Raw genomic sequence first — 22,338 nt, 5'->3', positions numbered from 1 at the left:
TAAGCGTAAGTGAGTTGAAACACGCGGTGGCAGTCACGGCAGCGAAATCTGTCATAGCCTTTAGGGTTCTGACCATGGCGGTAAACCTGAACAGACTGACAACGGGGACAATGAACGTTAACGCTGGCCATAAGAGAACCTCAAAAGCCCGCATTATACATCAGATTCAACCAATTAGAGGCATCACCGGGGTCTGTGCCAAAACCATCCATACCTACAAAAATCTGGTAAAAACCAATATGGGATTTACCAGAGATTCTGACATTGCTCACTGGTTATCAACAATGAACATGATGACAGGCAGGAAGTTATTATGATCATACTGATATTAGTACTTTTGATTGTTATCATTTATACTTTGTACAAACAGAGAAAACTGATGGCAACAAAACGGATCATGGACAGGAGAGCAACTACAGGGAGGCATTATTTTGTGGGAAGAAGAACGCATCATAGCAGCATCAAGAAAATTAATCGGTAGAGAAATCAGAAAAGCACGATTAAAAAAGTTTACTGAAAGAGAATTCAGCCACCTTCTTGGCTACAGTCAGCAACATATTTCACGAATCGAAAGAGGAGTATCACCAATAAAAGTCGATATTTTTTTGCAAATATGCCTGTTACTTGAGGTCAGTCCTCATATAATTATTGAGAAATGCCTCAACGAGGCCATTTCATTTAATCTTAACTCCTCTGCTATATAATATATTATCAAGATAAAAATCATATAGTGACAGATATAAGTTAAAAACCAGCCGGTTATAATTTAAAAGCCACCGGAAGAAACTTAACCAGTGGCTTTACTTGTTATTAGCGACAGGTGATCACTATGGCTGCCACGCGAGCCACCAGGATGCCATTGGCATCGCACTGACGCTGCACACCCCCGCTCAGTACCGGGTATCGCAACAACCACTCATCCTGTCAGGCATGCTTCACCTTCCGGTACAACCCGGTGCTTAATGGCATATATTGCGCAAAAAAATAACGGGCCGTCATGCACCCTCACGCAATCTTCAGACTGAATATGCCATAACCATATGAAATATAGATATTAAAAGTATTTATTGCAGAAGCATATAATTAGCACTATTTTAGATTACCTTATAATTATTTCCATTAACCCATTCGGGCAACCCCATCATGCCGGTGATAAAAATCCAATGCAGGCAGTGCGGCCATGACCGCTTCAAAGCGTCAATTAACTCAACGCAGGACGATCGGGTAGCGAGCCTGTACTGCGCAGAGTGTAGCGCAACGGTCAATGTCGATGATGTTGTCTGGTACCGGGATGACTATGTTGCACCCGGCACCTTGCCACAGCGGGAAAATGTGCCTTTCAGTGACGGATTTTATATTCTGCCGGGTGCCTGATGCTGTTATTGCAGGCTTTGTCCTTGCGGTTATGCGTCAAAGCCACCTGGAGGGCCGGTTAAAATAACCCAGGCTGACAGGTCAGGGCGAAACCGGCGGCCGTGGCGAAAGCTTATTTTTCACTATCGTCAGTACCGCCAGATAAACCAGCCCTAATCCCACCAGGATTAAAAATTTATAACTCAGCAAATGAAACATACCGATGCCGGCAATGCCACCGACGAGAAAGGCCGTGACGGTAAAAAAGTGCAGCCCCGGCCGCTCAAGATAGAGTGGCGCCTCTTTCGGCGATGCTTTTCTGCGTAACACATCAAACAACATCGCCAGCTCAATGCCGATATCGGTAGCCGTACCTGAAACATGAGTGGTACGGACACGCGCGTTTGAAATACGCGTGACCACCGCATTTTGTAATCCCATCAGAAAGCTAAGACTAAGAATCAGCAGCACTCCGGAGGCTGCCGGCATCAGCCAGCTTTCAACCGCGCCCAGCGCCATGAGTGCCACCCCTTCGATAAAAATATTCACCGCATAAATAGTGCGAATGCCTCTGCGTCTGCCGGCATTGACGATCAGGGTTGCGCAGGTGGCACCCGCAATAAATAACCCGACCAGCGACAGAAAAAACACGCCAGCCTGCAGATTTGCTTTGGCAAGATGATCGGACAGTGAAGAGACATTACCGGTCATGTTGGCAGAAAAAAAACCAACAATTTCAAATGCCGCAGTATTAAGAGCACCGGCAACAGCAGCTAAAGTACAGGCCAGGCGACTATCGGTATTGATAGTCCTGGCCTCATCGGTTCTGATTAACATTGAGCGAACTCAGAAGATACGCACGAGCACTTATCATCTTCCAGTTCAGCCGGCAGTACAAGTCTGTACCCTTCAGCGCGCCGTCCGCTGGTAACTCAGTGGAAGTTAAACTGCTCCGGATGATTCTCAAGGCTGCCGCTCAGGCGGGCAAAGAGAACCGTGCGAATATCAACCGGCTGATCCTCACCAACATTCAGCCAGCGCAGTTCCTGAGTGGCATTTTTCTCGTGGTATTGGGCATACACCGCATAAATCTGATGGGATTGCGGCGCATACATCACCGCAAACTGCTGGGAAGGACAGTTATGGGGTTTGCAGCCGGACATCACCTGATATTTTACGCCGGAAACCTCCACTTCGATCGCCGGGGAACCGGTTCCCCCCTGCTTCACCCATGCCGGTAATTGTGCTTTTGCAATCAGGGCGCTGTAAACTTTTTGCGTCGCTGGCGCGGTGGCGAAATCGGCCAGGTAAAGCGGGTTAGCGTATGAAAATAAAGGAAAGACACTCAGTAACGTGGCAATAATCAGCTTTTTCATGGATAAAATTCCATTCCGTTGGTGGTAGATAAAAACAGCGTGTTCTGCCAAAGTATAGGGGATCTTTGCTGCGGCGTCAGGCCCGTTCGCCGTCAACGCTGACAGCAGGTTGTGCCTGTCATTGTCAGAAGCTTTTTCCTTTTGGATCAGAAAATGCGCTGTCTGATATCAATGGGCAATATATTGATATGGATCAGTCTATTAGGCATAATGCAACGTAATATAATTAGCAACATGGGTCGTTAGCTCAGTTGGTAGAGCAGTTGACTCTTAATCAATCGGTCACAGGTTCGAATCCTGTACGACTCACCATGCGGTCATCGTATAATGGCAATTACCTCAGCCTTCCAAGCTGATGATGCGGGTTCGATTCCCGCTGACCGCTCCAGCAGTTTTGCACCAATGAATGATAGCTACATACACATGCACTTTGCGCGCCCGGTCATGCAGGCTGCTTATGCCAGCCTGGTGATAGCGGTGATTTTATTTCTGCGTCAACCTTCCCCTTGCATGAGGGTTTCAACAAAAGCCGCAAACTGACGAGCTTTAGCCGTTGCCATACGTCCTCCCGGAAACACCGCCCACAAATCTATCGCCGGTAACTGCCATTCGGGTAATAATCGCTGCACCATGCCCTGCGCGATTTCCTGCGAGAACATCCAGTCGGATGCCACAGTAATTCCCATATGCGCCAGCACCGCGGCACGCACGCCTTCTGCGGCACTAAGATGCAGTCGTCCTTTAAGTACAACGCTCTCAACCCGGTTATCGCGGCTAAACTGCCAGCTATCATTTTGCTGGCTGAAAACCAGCGCATCATGCTGACTGAGTTCGCCAGGATGGCGCGGATAACCATGACAGCTAAGATAGTCTGCCGTCGCCAGAACAGAACGTGGTGAAGTCGCCAGTTTACGCGCCACCGAGCCAGAATCCTGCAGGGAGCCCATACGCAGACAAATATCAATGCCTTCCGCCACCAGGTCGATGGGACGATCGTCGAGCTTAATATCTATTTTCAGCTGCGGATGCCGCGCCATAAATTGAGCGAGATGTGGAATCACGTGCAGCCGGGCAAAGGTCGGTGCGGCAGCCACGCGTAAAATACCAGAGAGACCTTTGTCGGCCTCCCGTGCCGCCATTTCCGCTTCTTCTGCCTGCTGCAGCGTAATACGAACCCGCTCATAATAACGCTGCCCGGCTTCCGTCGGTGTCAGACCATGGGTTGTACGCAGTAATAGCCGGACCTCAAGATATTTTTCCAGCTGGGCAATGGTTTTTGACACCGCCGGCTGCCCGATATTCAGAATACGCGCGGCTGCGGAGAACGATCCGGCATCCACTACCTGCACATACATCTGCATCGCCTGAAAACGATCCATGGTATTCCCCCCGGGAATAGGAATTATGGCTTTTAGCCGTCTGCCATTACCACCACACATTATCAGATACTTCTGTTCACCAACAGCAGGCGATATCGCTGTGCTGAAAACCGGCCAGTCATAAGGAACATAGCATGTATCAACTTTACGCTTACGCCACGCCAAACAGTATCAAGCCGGCCATTATGCTGGAAGAAATCGCACAACCCTGGCAGCTACACACAGTGAATCTGCGTCAGGGTGAGCAGACCCGGGATGATTTTCTGGCGCTAAACCCAAACGGTAAAGTGCCGGTATTACAGGATAGCCAGACGGGAATGGTATTAAGTGAATCAGCCGCCATACTGCTCTATCTGGCCGGCAAACATCAGGCATTATTGCCGTCCGGACCGCAAGCCCAGGCTCGCGTGTTTGAGCAACTGTTTTTCCACGCTTCAGCCGTCAGCCCGGCCTTCGGCCAGGCCGGTTTTTTTACCCGGCTGGCCAGCGAACCGCAACCCCTGGCGCAACAACGCTTCAGCCGTGAGGCCATGCGGGTAACTGGCTTACTGGACCGCCAGCTTTCTGACTCGCCCTGGCTGGCAGGTGAAGAATACTCCATTGCCGATATTGCCCATTATGGCTGGTTATGGCGGCGCGAATTCGCCGGCGTCAGTCTGGCAACATTTCCTCATCTTCGTCGTTGGTTTGACCTGCTGTCAGCACGGCCCGCCGTAATACGTGCCACAGAAAAAATCAATGCGTTATTCATCGCCTGATCCGCTAACAGGAGAACTGATATGTCCCGCTTCGAACATTACCGTGATCGCTTTAACCATGCCCGTCTGACCCGTAGCGCCAGCGGCATACTGGAAGTCAGATTCCATACCAACGAGGGTCCGCTGCTGTTTAACGGCCACAGCCATGAGGAATTTGTTGAACTGTTTCATCAGATTGCCGCCGACCCGGATAATCACGTGGTGATCCTGACCGGCAGCGGCAATGCCTTTATGGAACATATCAGTCCGGAGGGATTTGATTTCTTTACCCCGCGCGGTTACGACAAAATTTACCGCGAAGGGAAAAAAGTATTGATGAACCTGCTGGATATTGAAGTGCCGGTAATCGCAGCATTAAACGGCCCGGTACGCCTGCATTCTGAATATATATTGCTGTCTGATATTGTCCTGGCAACGCCAGATACCGTTTTTCAGGATAAGCCTCATTTTGAATTCGGTATTGTCCCCGGTGATGGTGTCAATCTGTTATGGCCTGAAGTTATCGGTAGTATTCGCGGTCGTTACTTTCTGCTAACCCGCCAGCAGCTGGATGCTGAAACCGCCAGAGAATGGGGGGTTATCAACGAAATACTGCCCCGTGAAGCCTTGCTGCCCCGTGCTTATGCGCTGGCAGAATCGCTGGCGGCACTGCCAACGCTAACCCGGCGTTATACCCGCATTGCCCTGACGCAGAAACTGCGCCGCATCATTGATGAAGGCATTGGTTATGGACTGGCACTGGAAGGCATCAGCGCCGCCGATGTGGCGCAGCAGTCAACGCCCGCCGTCTGACTTTCCGCCAGTACCCCCTCGCACCGGCACGGATAAGCGTGCCGGTTTTTCGCATTCTGAAAGGAGAACCGGATGAATCAGCAACGAACCTTTATTATTACTGGCGCCAGCAAAGGCATTGGTTATGCTCTGTCTCAGCGTCTGGCGGCAGACGGTAATCACGTTATTGGTGTTGCGCGCCACCGACCGCCGCAGCGGTTTCCGGGACACTTTGTCACGCTTGATGTGAGTGACGGTGCTGCCGTCCGGCAGACAATGCACAGACTGAACGCTGAATTCAGAATCGACGGAGTGATCAATAATGTCGGCCTGGTACGCCCGCAATGGTTACCTGAAGTGACGCCTGACACGCTTGATGAGGTGCTGGCGGTTAACTTGCATCCGGCGTTGCTGGCTACTCAGGCCGCACTGCCTGCAATGCAAGCGCGCGGCTGGGGACGGATTATTAATATCGCCAGTGTTACCGTACTCGGCGTGCCGCAACGTACCGCCTATGCCGCCGCCAAATCCGCGCTGGTCAGTTTTACCCGCAGCTGGGCGCTGGAGCTGGCCACTCAGGGGATTACTGTTAACGCCGTCGCACCCGGGCCGACGGAAACCGCGTTGTTTCGCGCCGGCAATCCGCCGGGAAGTGACAGCGAGCAGCGCTATCTTGCCGCTATTCCAATGAAACGCTTTGCCACACCAGATGAAATCGCCGCCGCGGCGCAGTTTTTTTTGTCCGATCAGGCCAGTTTTATCACCGGCCAGACGCTGTATGTTGATGGTGGCGCATCGGTCGGCGTTTCATTGCTTTAACCCCGACCGACTTCAGGCGACGCTATCTGTGTCGCAGAACGTCACCTGAAAGATTCAGCCGCAAATGAAACAAAAAAGCGCGATAAACATCGCGCAAAATAGCCAACAGTTGTATCCAGGTAACCTGCCGCCCCCTCAGATCTTTTATGCCTGATGATAGGCTGGAAAATCACTGTAACCTGCGGCATCGCCGCCAAAAAAGGTTTCACGCTGATACGGCGTGAGTGGATAGCCATACCGGATACGCGCAGGCAGGTCGGGATTGGAGGTAAATAATCGACCAAAGGCAATCAAATCGGCCTCTCCGGCAAGCAACATCTTTTCAGCCGCGTCGGGTGTAAAGCCCCCTGCGGCAATAATAATGCCGTGATAAAACGCCCGCAGCTGGCGGCTGGCTACCGGATCGACATAGCGGGTGCTGTCGCGATCCTCCGGTCCGACAATGCGCGGTTCTATAATATGCAGATAGGCCAGTCCGACGTCATTAAGCTTTTCAGCAACATAGCTGAATTTCGCCGCCGGATCGCTGTCGTGCATGTCGCCATAAATACCGCTTGGTGAAATACGCACCGCCACCCGTCCACTGCCCCACACGGCGGTCAGCACAGATAGCACATCAAACAGAAAGCGGGCGCGGTTGGCCAGACTCCCTCCCCAGCGATCCTGACGCTGATTACTGCCATCCAGCAGAAACTGTTCAGGCAGATACCCATTAGCGGCATGCAGTTCAACACCGTCAAAACCGGCATCTTTCGCTCGTTGTGCCGAAAGGCGAAACGCATCCAGTATCTCGTCAATCTCAGACGCCAGCAGCGCACGGGGCAGCGGAAACAATTTACCCGCGTAGCCACCGTCATCACGCTTGCCAACACCGTAGGTTTCCCGCGCCAGCAGTGCGGAAGGCGCCACCGGCTGATGACCCTGTGAAAGTTCAGGTAAAGATTGCCGCCCGGGGTGCCAGAGCTGCAGCACAATCTGTCCGCCCTGCTGATGTACGCTGTCCACCACCCGCTGCCATCCAGCCTGTTGTGCATCATTAAAGATACCCGGAGCATCCGCATAGGCGTTGGCATAGGGTGAAATCGCCGTGGCCTCAGCAATCAGTAAGCCGCCCTGACTGGCCCGCTGGCGGTAATATTCCACCATCAAATCACCGGGCACCCCGCCGGATTCGCTACGCATACGTGTTGCCGGCGCCATCACGACACGATGCTGAAGCCGCAGTTTCCCTGCCGATAAAGGGGTAAATAATTTGTTCATTTTTTGCTCTCTCATGGAAGGATGAGCACAGCATAAACAGAGCGGAGCAGGCCAGAAACGGTTCCCACTGCATAAGCGCTATGCCTGACAGGAATAGCGAGCGTCACGACATGATTACGAATAACCTTGTAGCGCGGTTCTATCATCACAGTCGCAACAGGCAAACAGCCGGCCGGATCATTCATCGTCACCCTGTACGATTAAATATATATCCGCTATTTTCAGGCAAAAAAAAGCATCGCCGCAGCGATGCTATAGAATTAAAGCCGGTTGTTAAGGTCTGTTGAAAACCTTCTCATTCGTTTTGCAGAGCAATAATTAGCTCGCTTTCAGCTGAATCATAATTGATTTGCAAAAAATACATTTTGCACCGAAAGGATTCGCTTTCGTGATATCAAAAACCGACGTCCGGTATTGTGAACCATGACAATTCGGACATCGTAAATAATGTGAGATTATAATAATCTTAAATTCCTGTTACATTTCCAGCTGAAGGGCCTTTAGGGCCATTCTCAATGGAGAATTCTACGCGCTGCCCTTCATCGAGCGTACGAAAATCATTACCCTGAATCGCAGAATAATGAACGAAAACGTCCTTGCTGCCGTCTTCAGGAGAGATAAAACCAAAACCTTTGTCTGCGTTAAACCATTTAACGGTGCCAATAATTTTATTAGACATAAAAAGTTACCTTTTCAGTGAGCCTTACGGCGATAAAGACTGAATGGCAGAGACGCATCAAATTCTGAATAAGACTCAAAGAGAAAGGCTGAAGGGCGGCACTAACATAGATGAGAAATAAAAAAATAACTAACTTGAAACTGTCTGCTAATCAGACTGACAGTTGATTAACGCACATCTGGATCGACTATGCAAGTTAAAAAGTCCACCCGCGTTATTGTAAGCCTCCCGCTAAACCGGCCTTACAGCGCCACATAAAAATACCATGTTACCGGTTTCTGTCTTATTTATTCATTCTCAGTAAAACACACAGCAGGCGGGCAATGCTTTCCTCTGCCATGTCGCATTCTCCGTCAAACAGGTCGTATAAATACTCTTTTCTGCCGGCAACTATGCCAGGATAACGCTGAGCAGCTACCCTTCACTGAGGACAATCAATGCGTATTATCGAAACTGAATGGATCCCCCTCAGCGATGGCTGTCGTCTCGCTGCACGTCTGTGGTTGCCGGATGGCGAACAACCGGTTCCGGCAGTGCTGGAATACCTTCCTTACCGACGGCGCGACCGTCATCGGGCAGACGATGCTATTCTGCATCCGGCGCTGGCTGAGTGCGGCTATGCCGCTATCCGCGTGGATATGCGGGGTGCAGGAGATTCCGACGGACTGATGAATGACGAATATACGCCGCAGGAGTGGCAGGACGCCTGTGAAGTTATCGCCTGGATTGCGGCACAACCCTGGTGCAGCGGTAATCTTGGCATGATCGGCATTTCATGGAGCGGATTTAATGCCTTACAGATTGCCGCGCTGCGCCCGCCGGCGCTGAAGGCAATTGTCACCGCCTGCTCCACTGACGATCGTTTCGCCGATGATATGCACTATATGGGCGGTGCGCTGCTTAACGATAACCTGCAGTACGGTACCACCCTGTTTACCTGGACCCCTACCCCACCCGATCCGGCCATTGTCGGCGAAGGCTGGAAAGCACAATGGCTGGCGCGTCTTGAAGCCATGGATACGCCGCCGGCTGCCCGCTGGATGAGCCATCCGACGCGCGACGCCTACTGGCAAAGCGGGTCGGTGTGTGAAGATTATCGCGCAATCGACGCGGCAGTACTGGCGGTAGGTGGCTGGGCCGATGGCTACACCAATACTGTTCTGCGTTTGCTGGAGGGTCTGAACACGCCGCGTAAAGGACTGATCGGCCCATGGGGGCACGCATTTCCCCACGTCGCCACCCCAGGACCACGTATCGATTTTATCCGCTATATTCAACGCTGGTTTGATCACTGGCTGAAAAACGAAGATAGCGGCCTGATGGCAGAACCGATGATCAGCTACTGGATGCAGGAAGCGGAGGCACCGCGTACCCGTTACCACCAGCGTCGGGGACGCTGGGCAGCCGAAACCAGCTGGCCCAGCGCAGCCATCACGCCACAAATCTGGCATCTGACGGAATATGGCCTGCAAACCACGCCGGCCGGAGCTTTTTCCCGTAGCGTCTGCTCCCCGGCCACCACCGGTCTGGCGTCCGGGGAGTGGTGTCCCTATGGCTCCGGGCCGGATATGCCTGGCGACCAGCGTGAAGATGACGCCGGTTCCTGCTGCTTTGATAGCCCGCCGCTGCCAACATCGTTACAACTGGTTGGCCGCGTACCGGTGGAACTGCGTCTGTGTGCTGATAAACCTCAGGCACTGGTGGCGGTGAGACTTAACGCGGTCGCGCCGGATGGTACCAGCCTGCGTATCAGCTACGGACTGCTGAACCTCAACCAGCGTGATGGCCACTCTCAGCAACAAAAAGTGAGTCCCGGTGAGCAATATGTCATTAACCTGGCACTGAAAGCCGTGGCCTTTGAAGTACCTGCCGGCTACCGGCTGCGCCTTGCGGTCTCCTCGGCTTACTGGCCGCTGGCCGCGCCGCTACCCTGGCTGACCCGCCTGACGTTGAGCGCCGGCCATATACGGCTACCGTTACGTCAGCAAAACTGTGAAGCACCCGATTTAGGTCAGGCCTGGTCACCTCCACCACTGGATGCCGAAGTACTGGTCGCCCCCCAGCGTGGGCGACTGCATCTGACGCGGGACATGAACGACGGTGACACAACCTTGCAAGTGGTGCGTAATCTCGGCGCATTACGTATCGCCGATACCGGTCTGCGGCTTGAAGCGCTGGGACATGAAAATTACCGGATTAACGCACTGGATCCCGCCAGCGCTTGTTCTGAAGCGGTCCGGCACGCCAGTTTCCGCCGCGACCAGTGGCATGCCAGTCTCGATACCCGCAGCCTGCTGACTTGTGATGCCAACGGCTGGCACCTCAGTTCAACGCTCGAAGCGCGCGACGGAGAGACGGTCTGTTTTTTTCGTCAGTGGCAACACGACTTCCCGTTTTCATCCGCTAACGATAAGGAACAATAATGCGCATCGCCATTATTCAGAGCAATGATGCACCGGACAGCCAGCAGGCAATGGTCGCCTGGCTGACAGCGGGACTGGATCAGGCCGCCGATGCACAACTGGTGATATGGCCAGAACTGGCGCTGTGTGGCTATGACGATGCGCAACGCATCCGCCGTCTGGCGATCACCGCTGACAGTGAGCAGATGTCTCAGATTGCCGCACTGGCACGCCGGCGCCAGCAAACCCTGGTATTTGGCTATGCCGAACAACACGGCGTGCAGCTGTTTAATGCGGTGCGCGCCATTGGTCCGCAGGGTGAGACGCTGGCCAATTATCGCAAAACCCATTTATGGAACGGTTATGAAAAGGCACTGTTCACCGCCGGTAACCGGCTGCAAACCTTTACGCTGGCGGGCATGCGTTTTGGCCTGCTGATTTGCTACGATCTCGACTTTCCTGAACTCAGTCGCCTGTATGCCCAGCAGGGTATCGACTGCCTGTTATGCATCAGTGCAACCAGTCCCGGCTATGAGCTGATTGCCCACCACCTGGTCCCGGCCCGCGCCTATGAAAATGGCTATTTTGTGGTATTTGCCAATCGCGGTGACACACAGGGTGCAGCGCCCTGTATCGGCATGAGCCGGCTGGCTGGACCGGACGGAAATACGCTGGCGGCGCTGGCGGGCGCCGGCGCCGGCATCATTGCCGCCCGGCTGGATGTCAGCATAATACAGCGCTGGCGGCAACACCATCCCCTGCTGGCGGATCGTCATCCGCAGTTATATCAGCTGACCGGCTATTGATATTTAGTCCGCCGTCCGCGTCGCACCGCAGAGGGCAAAATACCAAATAGCCGGCGAAACCACGCGGCAAAATGGGAAGTGGAGCTAAAGCCGACCGACAGAGCAATATCGATCACTGACTTATTCGAATAGATCAGCATTTCACGCGCCTGCTGCAGGCGTAACTCCAGATAGTAACGCTGTGGTGTTTTCGCCGCGTAACGGGCAAACAGGCGTTCAAGCTGACGCTTACCAACCCCGGCGCGTTGCGCCACCGCATCCATAGTGAGTGGCTCTTCCAGATGTGCCTGCATTACCGTAATCGCCTGCTGCACTACCGGGGGTGCCATCATCTGTAACGACGCTCCACCACGCTGATGCTCTTCCCGGTTACGAATCCGATCATGATGGAACTGGCTGGCAACCGCCTGCGCCTGATTTTGCCCAAAACGTTCAGCAATAAGATACAGCATCATGTCCATTGCTGCGGTGCCACCGGCACAGGTCAGACGGTTACGATCGATTTCAAATAAGCTGCCGGTACAGTGAATATCCGGCCAGCTTTCATTAAATGCTGCCTGACTTTCCCAGTGGATAGTACAGCGGTAACCCTTTAGCAGCCCACATTTTGCCAGCAAAAATGTCCCGGTCGACAGGGCGCCAATTGCCAGCCCCTGATGGACCGCCTGGCGCAGCGCGGCACGATAACCACGTTCAAAACGCGAAGCCACTACCCGTTCTCCCCCGCAGAGAAACAGATAATCGGTTTCCGCCAGCACCTCGTTAACCGGCCGGGTGGTAAAGGGAATGCCGCTGGCTGCCGTGACAGTTTCACCATTGAGGCTGGCCAGATGCCAGCGAAACGCCTGGGTTTCCTGCAAGCGGTTACAGGAACGTAGCGGTTCAATTGCCGCGGCCAGGCTCATCATGGAAAAATCATCGCCCAGCAAAAAGGTAAACACCCAGGGCTGCAGATTCTGTCTCGTCACCTCGTACCTCCACTATCCGGCAAGCCTTTACTATGCCCGAATCATAGGGGGGTACACCAGTCGATTGCGCCCGCCTCGCCCTTATGCCGTTATCAGGGTTTCGCCGGCGCGAACTGACGCTGCCAGTGACGCTGAAAAATCCTGCGCTGATTTTCATAGGCTTCATAACCTGAAGTCAGTTGCAGCTTGCCTTCCACCCAGCACAGGTGCATATGCGAGCGCAGTTCAATATGCCAGCCAGGACGATCATAGCGCTGGATACGCCGCGACGTCATGCTGGCGCTGTCACGCGTGCGCCCGATCTCATAGACATCATGGCTTTCACCGTCAAAAGTCAGTTCGCCAATGCGGGTTTTCTGGCGCTGTGCATCCATCGTCAGCTGCCAGCGATCGCTGCCGGCATCCCAGTGAACTTGCCGCGTGCTGACTTCACCCGCCAGCACCTGGTGATCGATGGCGGGGGCCTCCTCTGCCGCAGCGAAACCGACCACGTTATCCACCACCGCGGCTGGACGCAACGGCAGATGCAGGCAAGCGCTTTGCGGGAAAATGCGCACCGCGCCCTGATCCGGCTCGGCCCACACCATCGGCCAGTAGGTAGTGGAAATGGCCAGCCGTAAACGCTTGCCCACGGCGAAGCGATAACTGACCCCCTTTAGCGCCAGCTCTACCGGAAAAGGCTCGCCGGCGGCAACGCCTTGCGGGCGCGTCAGACGATGGACAGCAAAAGTGACGCGCCCGGAACGTCCTCCTGCATCCACTTCATTCAGCCGCAGCACCAGCAGAGCAGAGGCCGCCTCAAATGCGACCTGCAATCGCAGGCTGGCCTTACCGAGCAGCGACAACGCTTCCTCAAGCAACGGCGAATCAAAACAGCAGGAGAGCGCATCATCCGCACGCTGATCGTGCTGGAATTCCGGTGCACTGCCGCCACCGTCACGCGGGCACCATTCCCCGGCCATCAGGCCACAATGTACCGGGCTGTCTACTGTCAGTACCGGCTGCGCACTCTGAGGGGCATCGGCGAGCTGTCCCGCTGCCAGCCAGAAACAACGCTCTGGCTGCGGCAATGGCCAGTGCGGTGCACAGATCCAGTGTCCGTCAAGGGAGAAATTCGCTGCATCGGGCTGGATATTTTCTCCCTGCCAGAGATGTAACAGAGGATCGCTGTGCTCAGCGCTATCCTCATTCTGCAACCACTGCTGCCACCAGCTGACACACTCCGCCAGGAAGCCGATAGCCGGGCCGGGTGTACCCCAGTGCGGATAGATATGGGTCCACGGTCCAATCAAGGCTTTTCGCGGCGCCGACAGGTGCTCCATCATGCGCAGGATGGCATCTGAATAACCGTCGGTCCAGCCGCCAACGGCTAATACCGCGCACTGAATTGCCGGGTAATCTTCACAAATCGAGCCATGACGCCAGTATGCATCGCGTTGCGGGTGAGCCAGCCAGGCATGCAGCGGCGGCTCCATCCCTTCCAGTCGCGCCAGCCAGTGCTGTCGCCACTGCTCGCCGACATGCTGCGGGTCCAGCGGTCGGCCCAGTTGAGTAAACAACCCGCTCCCCCATTGCAGGCCATCGGTCAGCAAGGCGCCGCCCATATAATGGACATCGTCACGGTAGCGATCGTCAGTCGAACAGCAGGTAATAATCGCCTTCAGTGCGGGCGGGCGCCGGGCGGCTACCTGCAGAGCAGCAAATCCTCCCCAGGAGATACCTATCATGCCAACATTGCCATTGCTCCATGGTTGCCGGCTAGCCCATTCAATCACTTCCAGCGCATCATCCTGCTCCTGGGGCAGATACTCATCGCGCAGCAGTCCGGTTGAATTGCCACTACCACGCAGATCAACCCGCAGGGCAGCAATACCCTGTTGAGCAAAGTAACCATGTACCATCGAATCACCCACGGCGGTATTGTCCGACTGGCGATAAGGTATCCACTCCAGCACCAGCGGCACCGCCTGTTCAGTCACGGGTAACCACAGCCGGGCCGCCAGCTGCGTGCCGTCACTCAGCGTTATAAAAATTTGTTGATAATCGGGCGCCGCAGACGTAGCGGTCAAAGACTGAGACATGCAACCTCCTGTATATCTGGATTATCGTATAATGGTTACGGCTGACTTAACGCCGCCCAGCCGGCAATGGCCACGCTGCCGACCAGGCATAACAAGCCACCGAGAATCAATGTCAGCGGCAGGCCCAGCGTGTTGGCGATCACCCCACAGATAATTGCCCCCAGCGGCACGGTGCCAATCAGCATCATGGAATAGAACGACATTAGCCGCCCGCGCAGCCCATCCGGTACCCGGTGCTGCAACAGCGAATTCGAGGTCAGATTTTGCGTCAGAATGGCATAGCCGATAAGCGCGGCAATCACCGCACTCAGCCAGAACTGGTGTGACAGGCCGAGGGCGATTTGTGCTAATGCCAGCATCACCGAAGCCCACAGCGGCCAGGGCTGCATCGCCGCAATCTGACTTTTCCAGGCCAGACGAAACGCAGCGACTAACGCACCAATACCGGTAATACTCATCAGCATACCGGCACCGCCGGCACCGTTGTGCAGCACGTTATCTGCCAGCATCGGCAGAAAAGAAAAATAGGGCACGCTGGTCAGACTGCACAATCCCACCAGTAACAGAATGCGCAGGGCATCGCTGTCCTGGCGCAAAAAGTGTAACCCTTCGCGCATTTCCCACCAGATGCCCCCCACTCGCGGCCCGATTACACGCGGTGGAATACGCATGGTTGACAGAAACACAATCAGCGGAAGATAAGAAGCGGCAATCAGGATAAAACACCAGCCTTCACCAACCTGCTCCACCAGCAGGCCACCCAATGCCGGTCCAATCAGGCGTGCGCCGTTAAAGATCACTGAATTCAGCGCCAGTGCATTGCCCAGATCCTCATACACCACCAGGTCAACCACCAGCGACTGCCGCCCTGGCAGGTCAAACGCACTGATGAGCCCCAGACCCAGTGCCACCAGGATGGCGATATTGCCGGTAATGCTATGATTAAAGGTCAGTAATGCCAGCAGCAGCATCAGCACGGTCTGAGCACTTTGGGTGGCAATCAACAGGTGGCGCCGGTTACAACGGTCGACGATCACGCCGGTAAACAGGCCAAAGATTAAAATCGGCCCCTGACTGCAAAATGCCAGCAGTCCGAGCAAAAAAGGGGAAGCCAGTCCCAGCCGCCACACCAGCCAGCCCAGCGCAATGGTTTGTACCCAGTTGCCAATCACCGCTAAAAACTGCCCGCTAAAATAACGCCGGTAATTCGGATGCTGTAGTGCGCTGCCCAGGCTTCTGAACCCTTTTTTGCCCATAAGAGGAATACGTGCAGTCGTCAAAATAAGCCCCGCATCAGGTATAAATAGTCGTTAAATAATGCCGGCGTGTAGCGCCGGCGAAGGAAAAGAAACGCGGGGGAGACCCGTCAGACGCGTTTGACTTCCCGGAACAAAGCCCACTGGCCATCCGGCGTCCAGGCGCCTTTGATCGAGGCCGGCGTCACCCAGGCGTTACTGCCGTGGTAAAGAAACACATAGGCTCCGGTTTCTTCCAGCTGGTCCTGCAACTGCACATACATCGCGGCGCGTTTTGCCGCATCCTGCTCAACCGCCGCAGCACTGTTTAGCTGATCCCAGCTTTTATCGCAGGTACGCTGGGTATTCCAGATCCCCACCTGGGAACAGGTAAACCAGGCGGTGACCCAGCTGGGATCGGGTGCGGTGGTAAAAGTGGTGATACGCAATTGCGAATCTTTCCAGCCATCGCCGGCTGATTGCTGGCCGGCCGCGACAAAAGTAGCCCCGTCCATCTGGTTAATTTGCAGCGTAATACCCACCTCTGCCAGCTGCGCCTGGATGACCTGCGCAAGGGTGCCGATATCAGTTGAGGTACTAAAATCCAGACGCAGTTGCAGTCCGCTCACTCCGGCCTGTTTTAACAGCGCTTTCGCCGCCTCCACCGAATAGGGATAGTTATTTTTACTGCGCGCGCCGGGTAACGGTGGCGGTACCAGGCCATAGGCCGGTTTCACCGCACCGCCAAAGGTGGTGTTTAGCGCAGAGGCTACGTCAATGGCCTGCTGAATCGCCCGCCGCACGCGGACATCTTTCAGTTTCGGGTGGTCAACATTCATCCCCAGCCAGGTATAAGCCAGCGCCGGACGCAAAGTCAGGGTGCCGTCACTGCCACCATCCTGATATTTAGCCACCGCACTGAGGTTGATTTTGGTCATATCCAGATCGCCGGCCTCAAACGCCATTTCCGCCGTATTCAGATCGCCGATCGGCAGCAGCTGAATCTGGTCGTAATCGGTGGCCGGACCGTGCCACTTTTCATTACGTGTCAGGGTCAGTTTCTCGCGGGGCGTCCAGCTGCCAACGCGATACGGACCGGCACAGGCCAGCGGATCGGTGCCAATCTTTTTATCCTTACTGGCCTCCAGCGCTTTTTTACAAATAATCAGCCCGGAAGCGTGGGGTAAGGTACTGGTAAACAGCGGTGCGAACGGATGTTTCAGATGGATAATTCCGTCATAAGTCCCGATCACTTCAACATGATCAAGCGCTTCCCAGTCGCTGGCATAAATCGCCGACAATTTCGGGTCAAGAAAACGTTCATAGGAGTATTTCACGTCTTCGGCGGTCATCTCGCCAAAATCCCCACTCCACATAATACCCGGCTTCAGCTTAAAGCGGATGGTCTGCGGGTCGACCTGCTCCAGCGTTTCGGCGGCATCCAGCTGCCAGCCCCAGGTGGTGCCGGGTTTGTACTGACACAACCCACAATAAATGGCAAACATCACCATTTCGTCATACCAACCGCTGCGATTAGCCGGGTCAAGATTCGTAATGTCCTGATCATTTTGTACCCGCAGGATTTTCTGACCACTTTCGGCAGCAACTGCCATCCGCAATCCGCCGGGCAACAGCATGGAGCCGGATGCTCCCGCAGCCAGAACTGCCATCGCTTTTAATAATTCACGTCTGTTCATGGGACCGTTCTCCTGTGCCGTGTGCGGCGCTCAGTCATTAATCAAAGGGGTGTGACAAGATACCTGGTGTTGGTCACGCAACGGGCGTAACAAGGGCGCCTGCTGACGACAGCGTTCAGTCGCCAGCGGACAGCGGGTATGAAACTCACAGCCATGCGGCCGCTGTGCCAGGGTCGGAATCTCCCCCTGTAACACGCTGCCGCCGGTTTTTTCTTTGGCGCTCAGTAATGCGCGGGTATAAGGGTGGGCCGGCGCACGAAACAGTGCCGCCGTCGGGCCACTCTCCACAATGCGCCCAAGGTACATGATCGCAATAAGGTCGGTAACGTGACGGGTAATTGCCAGATTATGGGTAATCATCAGATAACTCATTCCCAGCTCACGCTGCAGCGAGGTCATCAGGTTAAGCAGCTCGCCCTGTACCGATAAATCCAGCCCGGCGGTGGGTTCGTCGGCAATGATCAGTTTGGGGCGCAATGCCAGCGCGCGCGCGACCGCAACCCGCCGTGCCTGGCCGCCGGATAACTGATGCGGGTAGCGGTCCAGAAACAGCGATGACAACCCAACCTGATCCAGTAATTGTGCTGCCGCCTGACGCCGCTTAACCTCAATACCGTTAACAGAAAACGGTTCCGTTACCAGTTGTGCCACCGTCATACGCGGGTCAAGTGCCGCCATCGGGTCCTGAAATATCAGCCCGGTTTCGCGCCGCACTGGCCGCCAGGAAAAATCGCTGCCATCACGCGGCTGCCAGCCATTTACCAGCACGGAACCACGGCTGATTGGCGCCAGTCCGATAACCGCCCGACCGAGGGTGGTTTTACCGCTGCCGCTTTCGCCAATCAGGCCGACGGTTTTTCCCGCCGGCACCTGCAAACTGACCCCGGCCAGCACCTCAATATGGCGCGTCGCGCCGGGTTGCAGACGGCTGAGCAAATTGCCGGTTTTGTAGCGCACCACTAAATCGTCGATTTCAAGCATCGTGCTTCACCTTATGACAGCAGACCATGCGCCCCCCACCCGCCAGCAATACGGCGGGAGGATTTTCCCGTTCGCAGGGGGCAAATGCCTCAGCACAGCGCGGCTGAAACGGACAGCCGCGTCGTGCCATACCTGGCACCGGTACCGAGCCTGCAATAAACGGCAGTTCACGGGTTGGCGTATCAATGCGCGCCGGATCGCAGGCCAGCAACGCGCGGGTATAGGGATGTGAAGGCGAGGCAAACACCTCACGACAGGGGCCGGTTTCAATTAACTCCCCGGCATACATCACCGCCACCTTGTCACATAGCGTTGCCAACAGATGCAGGTCATGGGTAACAAAAATCATGGCGCCATCCACCAGACGGCGGCTGTCTTTCAGCAGTTCCACCACCTGCATTTCCGTGGTGGCGTCCAGCGCAGTGGTCGGCTCATCGGCGATCAGTAATTCCGGGCGGGTCAGCAACGCCGCCGCAATGGCAATACGCTGACGGATCCCGCCGCTCAGCTCATGCGGATACTGTTTCATGCGCCCGGCCGGGTCGGAAATACCAACGCGCGCCAGCATCGCGATAGCCCGCGCCTGTTTTTCGCGTCGTGAAGCCGCTTGATGATGCTGAAACGCCACCAGCTGTTTACCAATAGTCAGTACCGGATTCAGGGCAGTGAACGGGTCCTGCGAGACGGTCGCAATACCATTACCACGCAGCTGACGCCGCGCATGCGCCGGCAGAGCAAGTAAATCGTTGCCGTGCCAGCGTAGCTGCCCGTGGGTGGTGGCATTGTCTGGCAATAGCGTCAGCAAGGCGCTGACCAGCGTCGATTTACCCGAGCCGCTCTCCCCCACCAGACCAAGCACTTCGCCCTTATCCAGCGTCAGGGAGATGTTGCGCAACGCTTTCAGCGGGCCATCCGGCGACGCGTAGGTCACCGATAAATCGTCAATATCCAGTAAGCTCATTGCATTACTCCTTCCTTGCCGGGCGCGCAGTGCGCGGATCCAGCGCGTCGCGCAGCGCTTCACCAAGAAATGTAAAACTCAGAGTCGCGAGGATAATGGGCGCGCCGGCGGCAACCACAATATGCGGCGCCTGACGAATCCAGGAATAACCGTCATTGAGTACCGTGCCCCAGCTGGCGTCAGGCGCCTGAACGCCCTGGCCGAGGAAACTCAGCCCGGATTCAATGGCGATCACCGCCGGAATATCCATTGCCACCAGCACCAGCAACGTACCGGTCATATTCGGTAACAGATGATGGATGACCACGCTAAACGGTGATGCCCCCATTGCGCGCGCCGCAACCACATATTCCCGCTGACGCAGGACCCGCGTCTGACTGCGCACCACGCGGAAATAGCCCGGTGCCATAAAGGTCATCACAATCACGATAATGGTGGCAACGCTGGACCCCATGACGGTCACCGCCGCCAGTGCAAACAAAATCATCGGGATTGACATCACCGAATCGCACAGCAGCATCAGCAAGGTATCCAGCTGGCGTGGACCATAACCGGCAATCAGCCCAAGAAAGGTGCCTATCGCCAGCGCACAGCCCGCGCCAAAAAACGCCACCGTCATGGCAATGCGCGAACCATAAATCAGGCGTGACAGCACATCACGCCCCAGCTGATCGTTGCCCAGCCAGTATTCCATGCTTGGCCCTTTCAGACGCAGCGCCGCCTTAATGGCGAACGGATCGTGCGGTGCCAGCCAGGGCGCAAACAGCGCGCACAGCAGCAGCAGACAGACGCAAATCAGTGCAAAACGTCCCATCGCCGTCCGCCAGACCAGACGAGGGACACGCAATAAAGAAGGCGCGGCAGCCAGCGGACCTGCTTCCGCCGGCGACGCCAGAGTGGTGGTGAGATCCATAGTTACAGCTCCTCACGCGTACGCGGATCAAGCAGAGTATTCAGCAAATCGGCCGACAGGTTCGCCAGCACATAGAGCGCCGAAGTCACCACTACCGTTCCCATCACCACCGGAAAATTTCGGGAAATCACCGAATCGAAAGCCAGTTTGCCAAGCCCCGGACGGGCGAACACAATTTCGGTCAGCACCGCCCCCGATAACAGCGATCCCATGCCAACCCCCAGCACCGAAATGACCGGCACTACCGCAACCGGCAGCGCATAACGCAACACAATGCGCCGATCGCTGATGCCAAAAGCGCGATAAGTACGAATATGATTCTCTTTCAGCACTTCCAGCATTGATGCGCGCACCAGACGAGCCAGATAACCCACCCAGCTCAGGCTGATCGTCAGTGCCGGCAACACCAGCGCATGAAACTGCGAACCGATATCACCCGCCCGCCCGGCGCCAATCGCCGGAAACCAGCGCAATGTGACGGAAAACAGCAGCATGGCATAAATCGCCACCACAAACGCCGGCAGGGAAATGACGCTAATCGACAGCACGCCAATCAGTCGGTCACCCCAGCCGTTTTGTCGCAATGCCGCGTAACAACCCAACGGAATACCCAGCAACATCGCCCAGGCAATCGCCGACAGTGCCAGTAATAAGGTGTTTGGCAATGCCCTAGCGATCAGCTGATTCACCGGACGATGCGTTAATACGTCCTCACCCAAATCGCCGCGCACTACCTGAGCAATAAAACGCCCCATCTGTACCGGTGCGGGTTGATCCAACCCCATATGCTCACGCAGCGCCTGCTTTTGCGCCTCGGTCGCCCGTGGCCCCAACGCCACGGAAGCGGGGTCGCCAGGCACCACAAACACCAGACAAAACAGCACCGAAATCGCCACCAGCATCACGGCTGCCGCCAGAACCAGTCGCCGGAACACATACCGCACCATAAGCGCCCCTGTAGATCATCGTCGCGCCGTAATTGCGTCTGCCGTTACCGGCAACACCAACAATCGGGCACACAGTGGTATACACCGGTGCAAACTGCTACCGGCAAGGAAAAGTCAGGGTTAGTGATAAAAATCTTGTCAGGCTTTAACTACGATAAAGGCGATATTTACGTCATTCTTTATGATAAATACGACATATAAGAATAAAGTATGCGGGTATTGAGTGGCTGGAAAAAAGCGGGAGGTATGCACGCCGGCAAACGGCACTGCGGCACTGGGTGATCAATGAGGATTAAATATCAGCCCTGTGATAATGGAAGATGCTTTAATATTAATGGCGCGATTTTGCCAGAAAGTGACAATAAAATTGCCTTTATAACGCGATCACTTCAGTGAAAAATCAAACACCAGAACGCCGTTATCTTTACTAAGCAGGGGCGCCACAAACTGCTTGAATGCGTCATGGGCTTCATCATAATAACCCGGTGTTTTCACCAGCGGTTTCCCCACATAATAATTGCGATCGCCTTCAGACTTAAACGTCACAATAAACCCCTGTTCAAATCCATTATCAGCACCTTCCCCACTGTTTTGTACACCTTCAACTATATACAGAATGTACGGAGAAGATTCACCCGGTCGGACTGAATGACTCAGTGACATAAAACGGCTCACCACTTCATCACGCTGCGCCGCCGTCACGTCAGGCTTATATTTAAACAACACAATATGTTTCACCAGCCGTGGTTTATAATCCTTTGCGGTAAATGCCGCCTCCCCAATAACCTCACGCTGTTGACTCAGATTATTAAACATAACACCGTTTTCTCCCTGAACATGACTACTGATAAATATCAGAAGAAAAAACAGCAAACCTGTAGTTTTTGACATCTGGCCTCCCTTTTCATTCGTTAACCAATAACCCGCTGACAGATGTCAGAAATAAAAATAC

Annotated in this window: 23 protein-coding genes and 2 tRNA genes; 9 read left to right on the top strand and 16 right to left on the bottom strand. The window is 54.7% G+C overall.

All coding sequences use genetic code 11. The features are described from left to right. A partial coding sequence (locus BL249_RS16625; protein WP_342633895.1) for an IS1 family transposase occupies positions 1-131 on the bottom strand: 131 nt, incomplete at its 3' end. 300 nt (positions 132-431) lie between these two features. On the opposite strand from BL249_RS16625, the gene BL249_RS16620 reads away from it, so the two are divergent. Together BL249_RS16620 and BL249_RS16615 are read left to right on the top strand one after the other, a co-directional pair. Then, positions 432-704, top strand: a complete 273-nt coding sequence (locus tag BL249_RS16620; RefSeq protein ID WP_158233113.1) for a helix-turn-helix domain-containing protein — start codon at positions 432-434, stop codon at positions 702-704. 439 nt (positions 705-1,143) lie between these two features. Next, positions 1,144-1,374, top strand: a complete 231-nt coding sequence (locus BL249_RS16615; RefSeq protein WP_099706941.1) for a hypothetical protein — start codon at positions 1,144-1,146, stop codon at positions 1,372-1,374. A gap of 81 nt (positions 1,375-1,455) precedes the next feature. On the opposite strand, the gene BL249_RS16610 is transcribed toward BL249_RS16615, so the two are convergent. Together BL249_RS16610 and BL249_RS16605 are read right to left on the bottom strand one after the other, a co-directional pair. Continuing rightward, a complete protein-coding gene (locus BL249_RS16610; protein WP_099706940.1) occupies positions 1,456-2,190 on the bottom strand; it encodes a YoaK family protein in 735 nt (244 codons plus the stop codon). 95 nt (positions 2,191-2,285) lie between these two features. After that, positions 2,286-2,729 carry an Ivy family c-type lysozyme inhibitor gene (locus BL249_RS16605; RefSeq protein WP_099706939.1) on the bottom strand — a complete coding sequence of 148 codons (444 nt, stop codon included), beginning with the start codon at positions 2,727-2,729 and terminating at the stop codon, positions 2,286-2,288. A gap of 236 nt (positions 2,730-2,965) precedes the next feature. On the opposite strand from BL249_RS16605, the gene BL249_RS16600 reads away from it, so the two are divergent. After that, a tRNA-Lys gene (locus BL249_RS16600) sits at positions 2,966-3,041 on the top strand. A 1-nt stretch (position 3,042) separates the two neighbouring features. After that, a tRNA-Gly gene (locus tag BL249_RS16595) sits at positions 3,043-3,117 on the top strand. A gap of 106 nt (positions 3,118-3,223) precedes the next feature. Here the strand turns inward: BL249_RS16595 and BL249_RS16590 are convergent. Continuing rightward, positions 3,224-4,108, bottom strand: coding sequence for a LysR family transcriptional regulator (locus tag BL249_RS16590; protein WP_099706938.1), 885 nt, complete (start codon positions 4,106-4,108; stop codon positions 3,224-3,226). 134 nt (positions 4,109-4,242) lie between these two features. Between BL249_RS16590 and BL249_RS16585 the strand changes: the two genes are divergently transcribed. From BL249_RS16585 to BL249_RS16575, 3 genes are all read left to right on the top strand, one after another. Next, entirely contained in the window at positions 4,243-4,866 is a 624-nt protein-coding gene (locus tag BL249_RS16585) for a glutathione S-transferase family protein (protein WP_099706937.1), read from the top strand. Between the two features lie 21 nt (positions 4,867-4,887). Continuing rightward, positions 4,888-5,658 (top strand): enoyl-CoA hydratase/isomerase family protein, encoded by a 771-nt coding sequence (locus BL249_RS16580; RefSeq protein WP_099706936.1) that lies wholly within the window; start codon positions 4,888-4,890, stop codon positions 5,656-5,658. A 72-nt stretch (positions 5,659-5,730) separates the two neighbouring features. After that, a complete protein-coding gene (locus tag BL249_RS16575; protein WP_099706935.1) occupies positions 5,731-6,456 on the top strand; it encodes an SDR family oxidoreductase in 726 nt (241 codons plus the stop codon). A 144-nt stretch (positions 6,457-6,600) separates the two neighbouring features. On the opposite strand, the gene BL249_RS16570 is transcribed toward BL249_RS16575, so the two are convergent. The 3 genes from BL249_RS16570 to cspE form a co-directional block, all read right to left on the bottom strand. Then, the gene (locus BL249_RS16570) at positions 6,601-7,716 is read right to left on the bottom strand and encodes an alkene reductase (RefSeq protein WP_099706934.1); all 1,116 of its coding nucleotides are present in this window, start codon (positions 7,714-7,716) and stop codon (positions 6,601-6,603) included. A 318-nt stretch (positions 7,717-8,034) separates the two neighbouring features. After that, positions 8,035-8,178, bottom strand: coding sequence for a cold shock small protein YmcF (gene ymcF / locus BL249_RS19295; RefSeq protein ID WP_446717714.1), 144 nt, complete (start codon positions 8,176-8,178; stop codon positions 8,035-8,037). A gap of 4 nt (positions 8,179-8,182) precedes the next feature. Then, positions 8,183-8,395 (bottom strand): transcription antiterminator/RNA stability regulator CspE, encoded by a 213-nt coding sequence (gene cspE, locus BL249_RS16565; RefSeq protein WP_099706933.1) that lies wholly within the window; start codon positions 8,393-8,395, stop codon positions 8,183-8,185. Positions 8,396-8,832: 437 nt separating this feature from the next. Here cspE and BL249_RS16560 point away from each other — a divergent pair, with 437 nt between their 5' ends. Together BL249_RS16560 and BL249_RS16555 are read left to right on the top strand one after the other, a co-directional pair. Then, on the top strand, positions 8,833-10,818 hold the full coding sequence (locus BL249_RS16560; RefSeq protein ID WP_099706932.1) for a CocE/NonD family hydrolase: 1,986 nt from the start codon (positions 8,833-8,835) through the stop codon (positions 10,816-10,818). After that, complete coding sequence (locus tag BL249_RS16555) at positions 10,818-11,603, top strand: nitrilase-related carbon-nitrogen hydrolase (RefSeq protein ID WP_099706931.1); 786 nt, start codon at positions 10,818-10,820, stop codon at positions 11,601-11,603. Before BL249_RS16560 ends, BL249_RS16555 begins: the two co-directional genes overlap by 1 nt. On the opposite strand, the gene BL249_RS16550 is transcribed toward BL249_RS16555, so the two are convergent. The 9 genes from BL249_RS16550 to BL249_RS16510 form a co-directional block, all read right to left on the bottom strand. Next, positions 11,597-12,571, bottom strand: coding sequence for a GlxA family transcriptional regulator (locus tag BL249_RS16550; protein WP_199073513.1), 975 nt, complete (start codon positions 12,569-12,571; stop codon positions 11,597-11,599). The two genes, BL249_RS16555 and BL249_RS16550, sit on opposite strands and share 7 nt — an antisense overlap. A 92-nt stretch (positions 12,572-12,663) precedes the next feature. Continuing rightward, positions 12,664-14,652: a CocE/NonD family hydrolase gene (locus BL249_RS16545; RefSeq protein WP_099706930.1), complete on the bottom strand. Its 1,989-nt coding sequence runs from the start codon at positions 14,650-14,652 to the stop codon at positions 12,664-12,666. Between the two features lie 35 nt (positions 14,653-14,687). Continuing rightward, entirely contained in the window at positions 14,688-15,932 is a 1,245-nt protein-coding gene (locus BL249_RS16540) for an MFS transporter (RefSeq protein WP_143354804.1), read from the bottom strand. An 86-nt stretch (positions 15,933-16,018) separates the two neighbouring features. Further along, positions 16,019-17,584, bottom strand: a complete 1,566-nt coding sequence (locus tag BL249_RS16535; RefSeq protein WP_099706928.1) for an ABC transporter substrate-binding protein — start codon at positions 17,582-17,584, stop codon at positions 16,019-16,021. Between the two features lie 30 nt (positions 17,585-17,614). After that, on the bottom strand, positions 17,615-18,565 hold the full coding sequence (locus BL249_RS16530; RefSeq protein ID WP_099706927.1) for an oligopeptide/dipeptide ABC transporter ATP-binding protein: 951 nt from the start codon (positions 18,563-18,565) through the stop codon (positions 17,615-17,617). After that, positions 18,558-19,526, bottom strand: a complete 969-nt coding sequence (locus tag BL249_RS16525; protein WP_099706926.1) for an ABC transporter ATP-binding protein — start codon at positions 19,524-19,526, stop codon at positions 18,558-18,560. The genes BL249_RS16530 and BL249_RS16525 overlap by 8 nt, the downstream gene beginning before the upstream one ends. Positions 19,527-19,530: 4 nt before the next feature. After that, positions 19,531-20,439, bottom strand: a complete 909-nt coding sequence (locus BL249_RS16520) for an ABC transporter permease (protein ID WP_199073510.1) — start codon at positions 20,437-20,439, stop codon at positions 19,531-19,533. Positions 20,440-20,441: 2 nt separating this feature from the next. After that, a complete protein-coding gene (locus BL249_RS16515) occupies positions 20,442-21,386 on the bottom strand; it encodes an ABC transporter permease (RefSeq protein WP_099706925.1) in 945 nt (314 codons plus the stop codon). A gap of 384 nt (positions 21,387-21,770) precedes the next feature. Further along, complete coding sequence (locus BL249_RS16510; RefSeq protein ID WP_099706924.1) at positions 21,771-22,277, bottom strand: Dabb family protein; 507 nt, start codon at positions 22,275-22,277, stop codon at positions 21,771-21,773. Between the last annotated feature and the right edge of the window lie 61 nt (positions 22,278-22,338).

Source organism: Erwinia sp. OLFS4, from assembly GCF_002752165.1.
Lineage (GTDB): Bacteria > Pseudomonadota > Gammaproteobacteria > Enterobacterales > Enterobacteriaceae > Izhakiella.
This window is presented reverse-complemented; position numbering and strand designations above follow the sequence as displayed.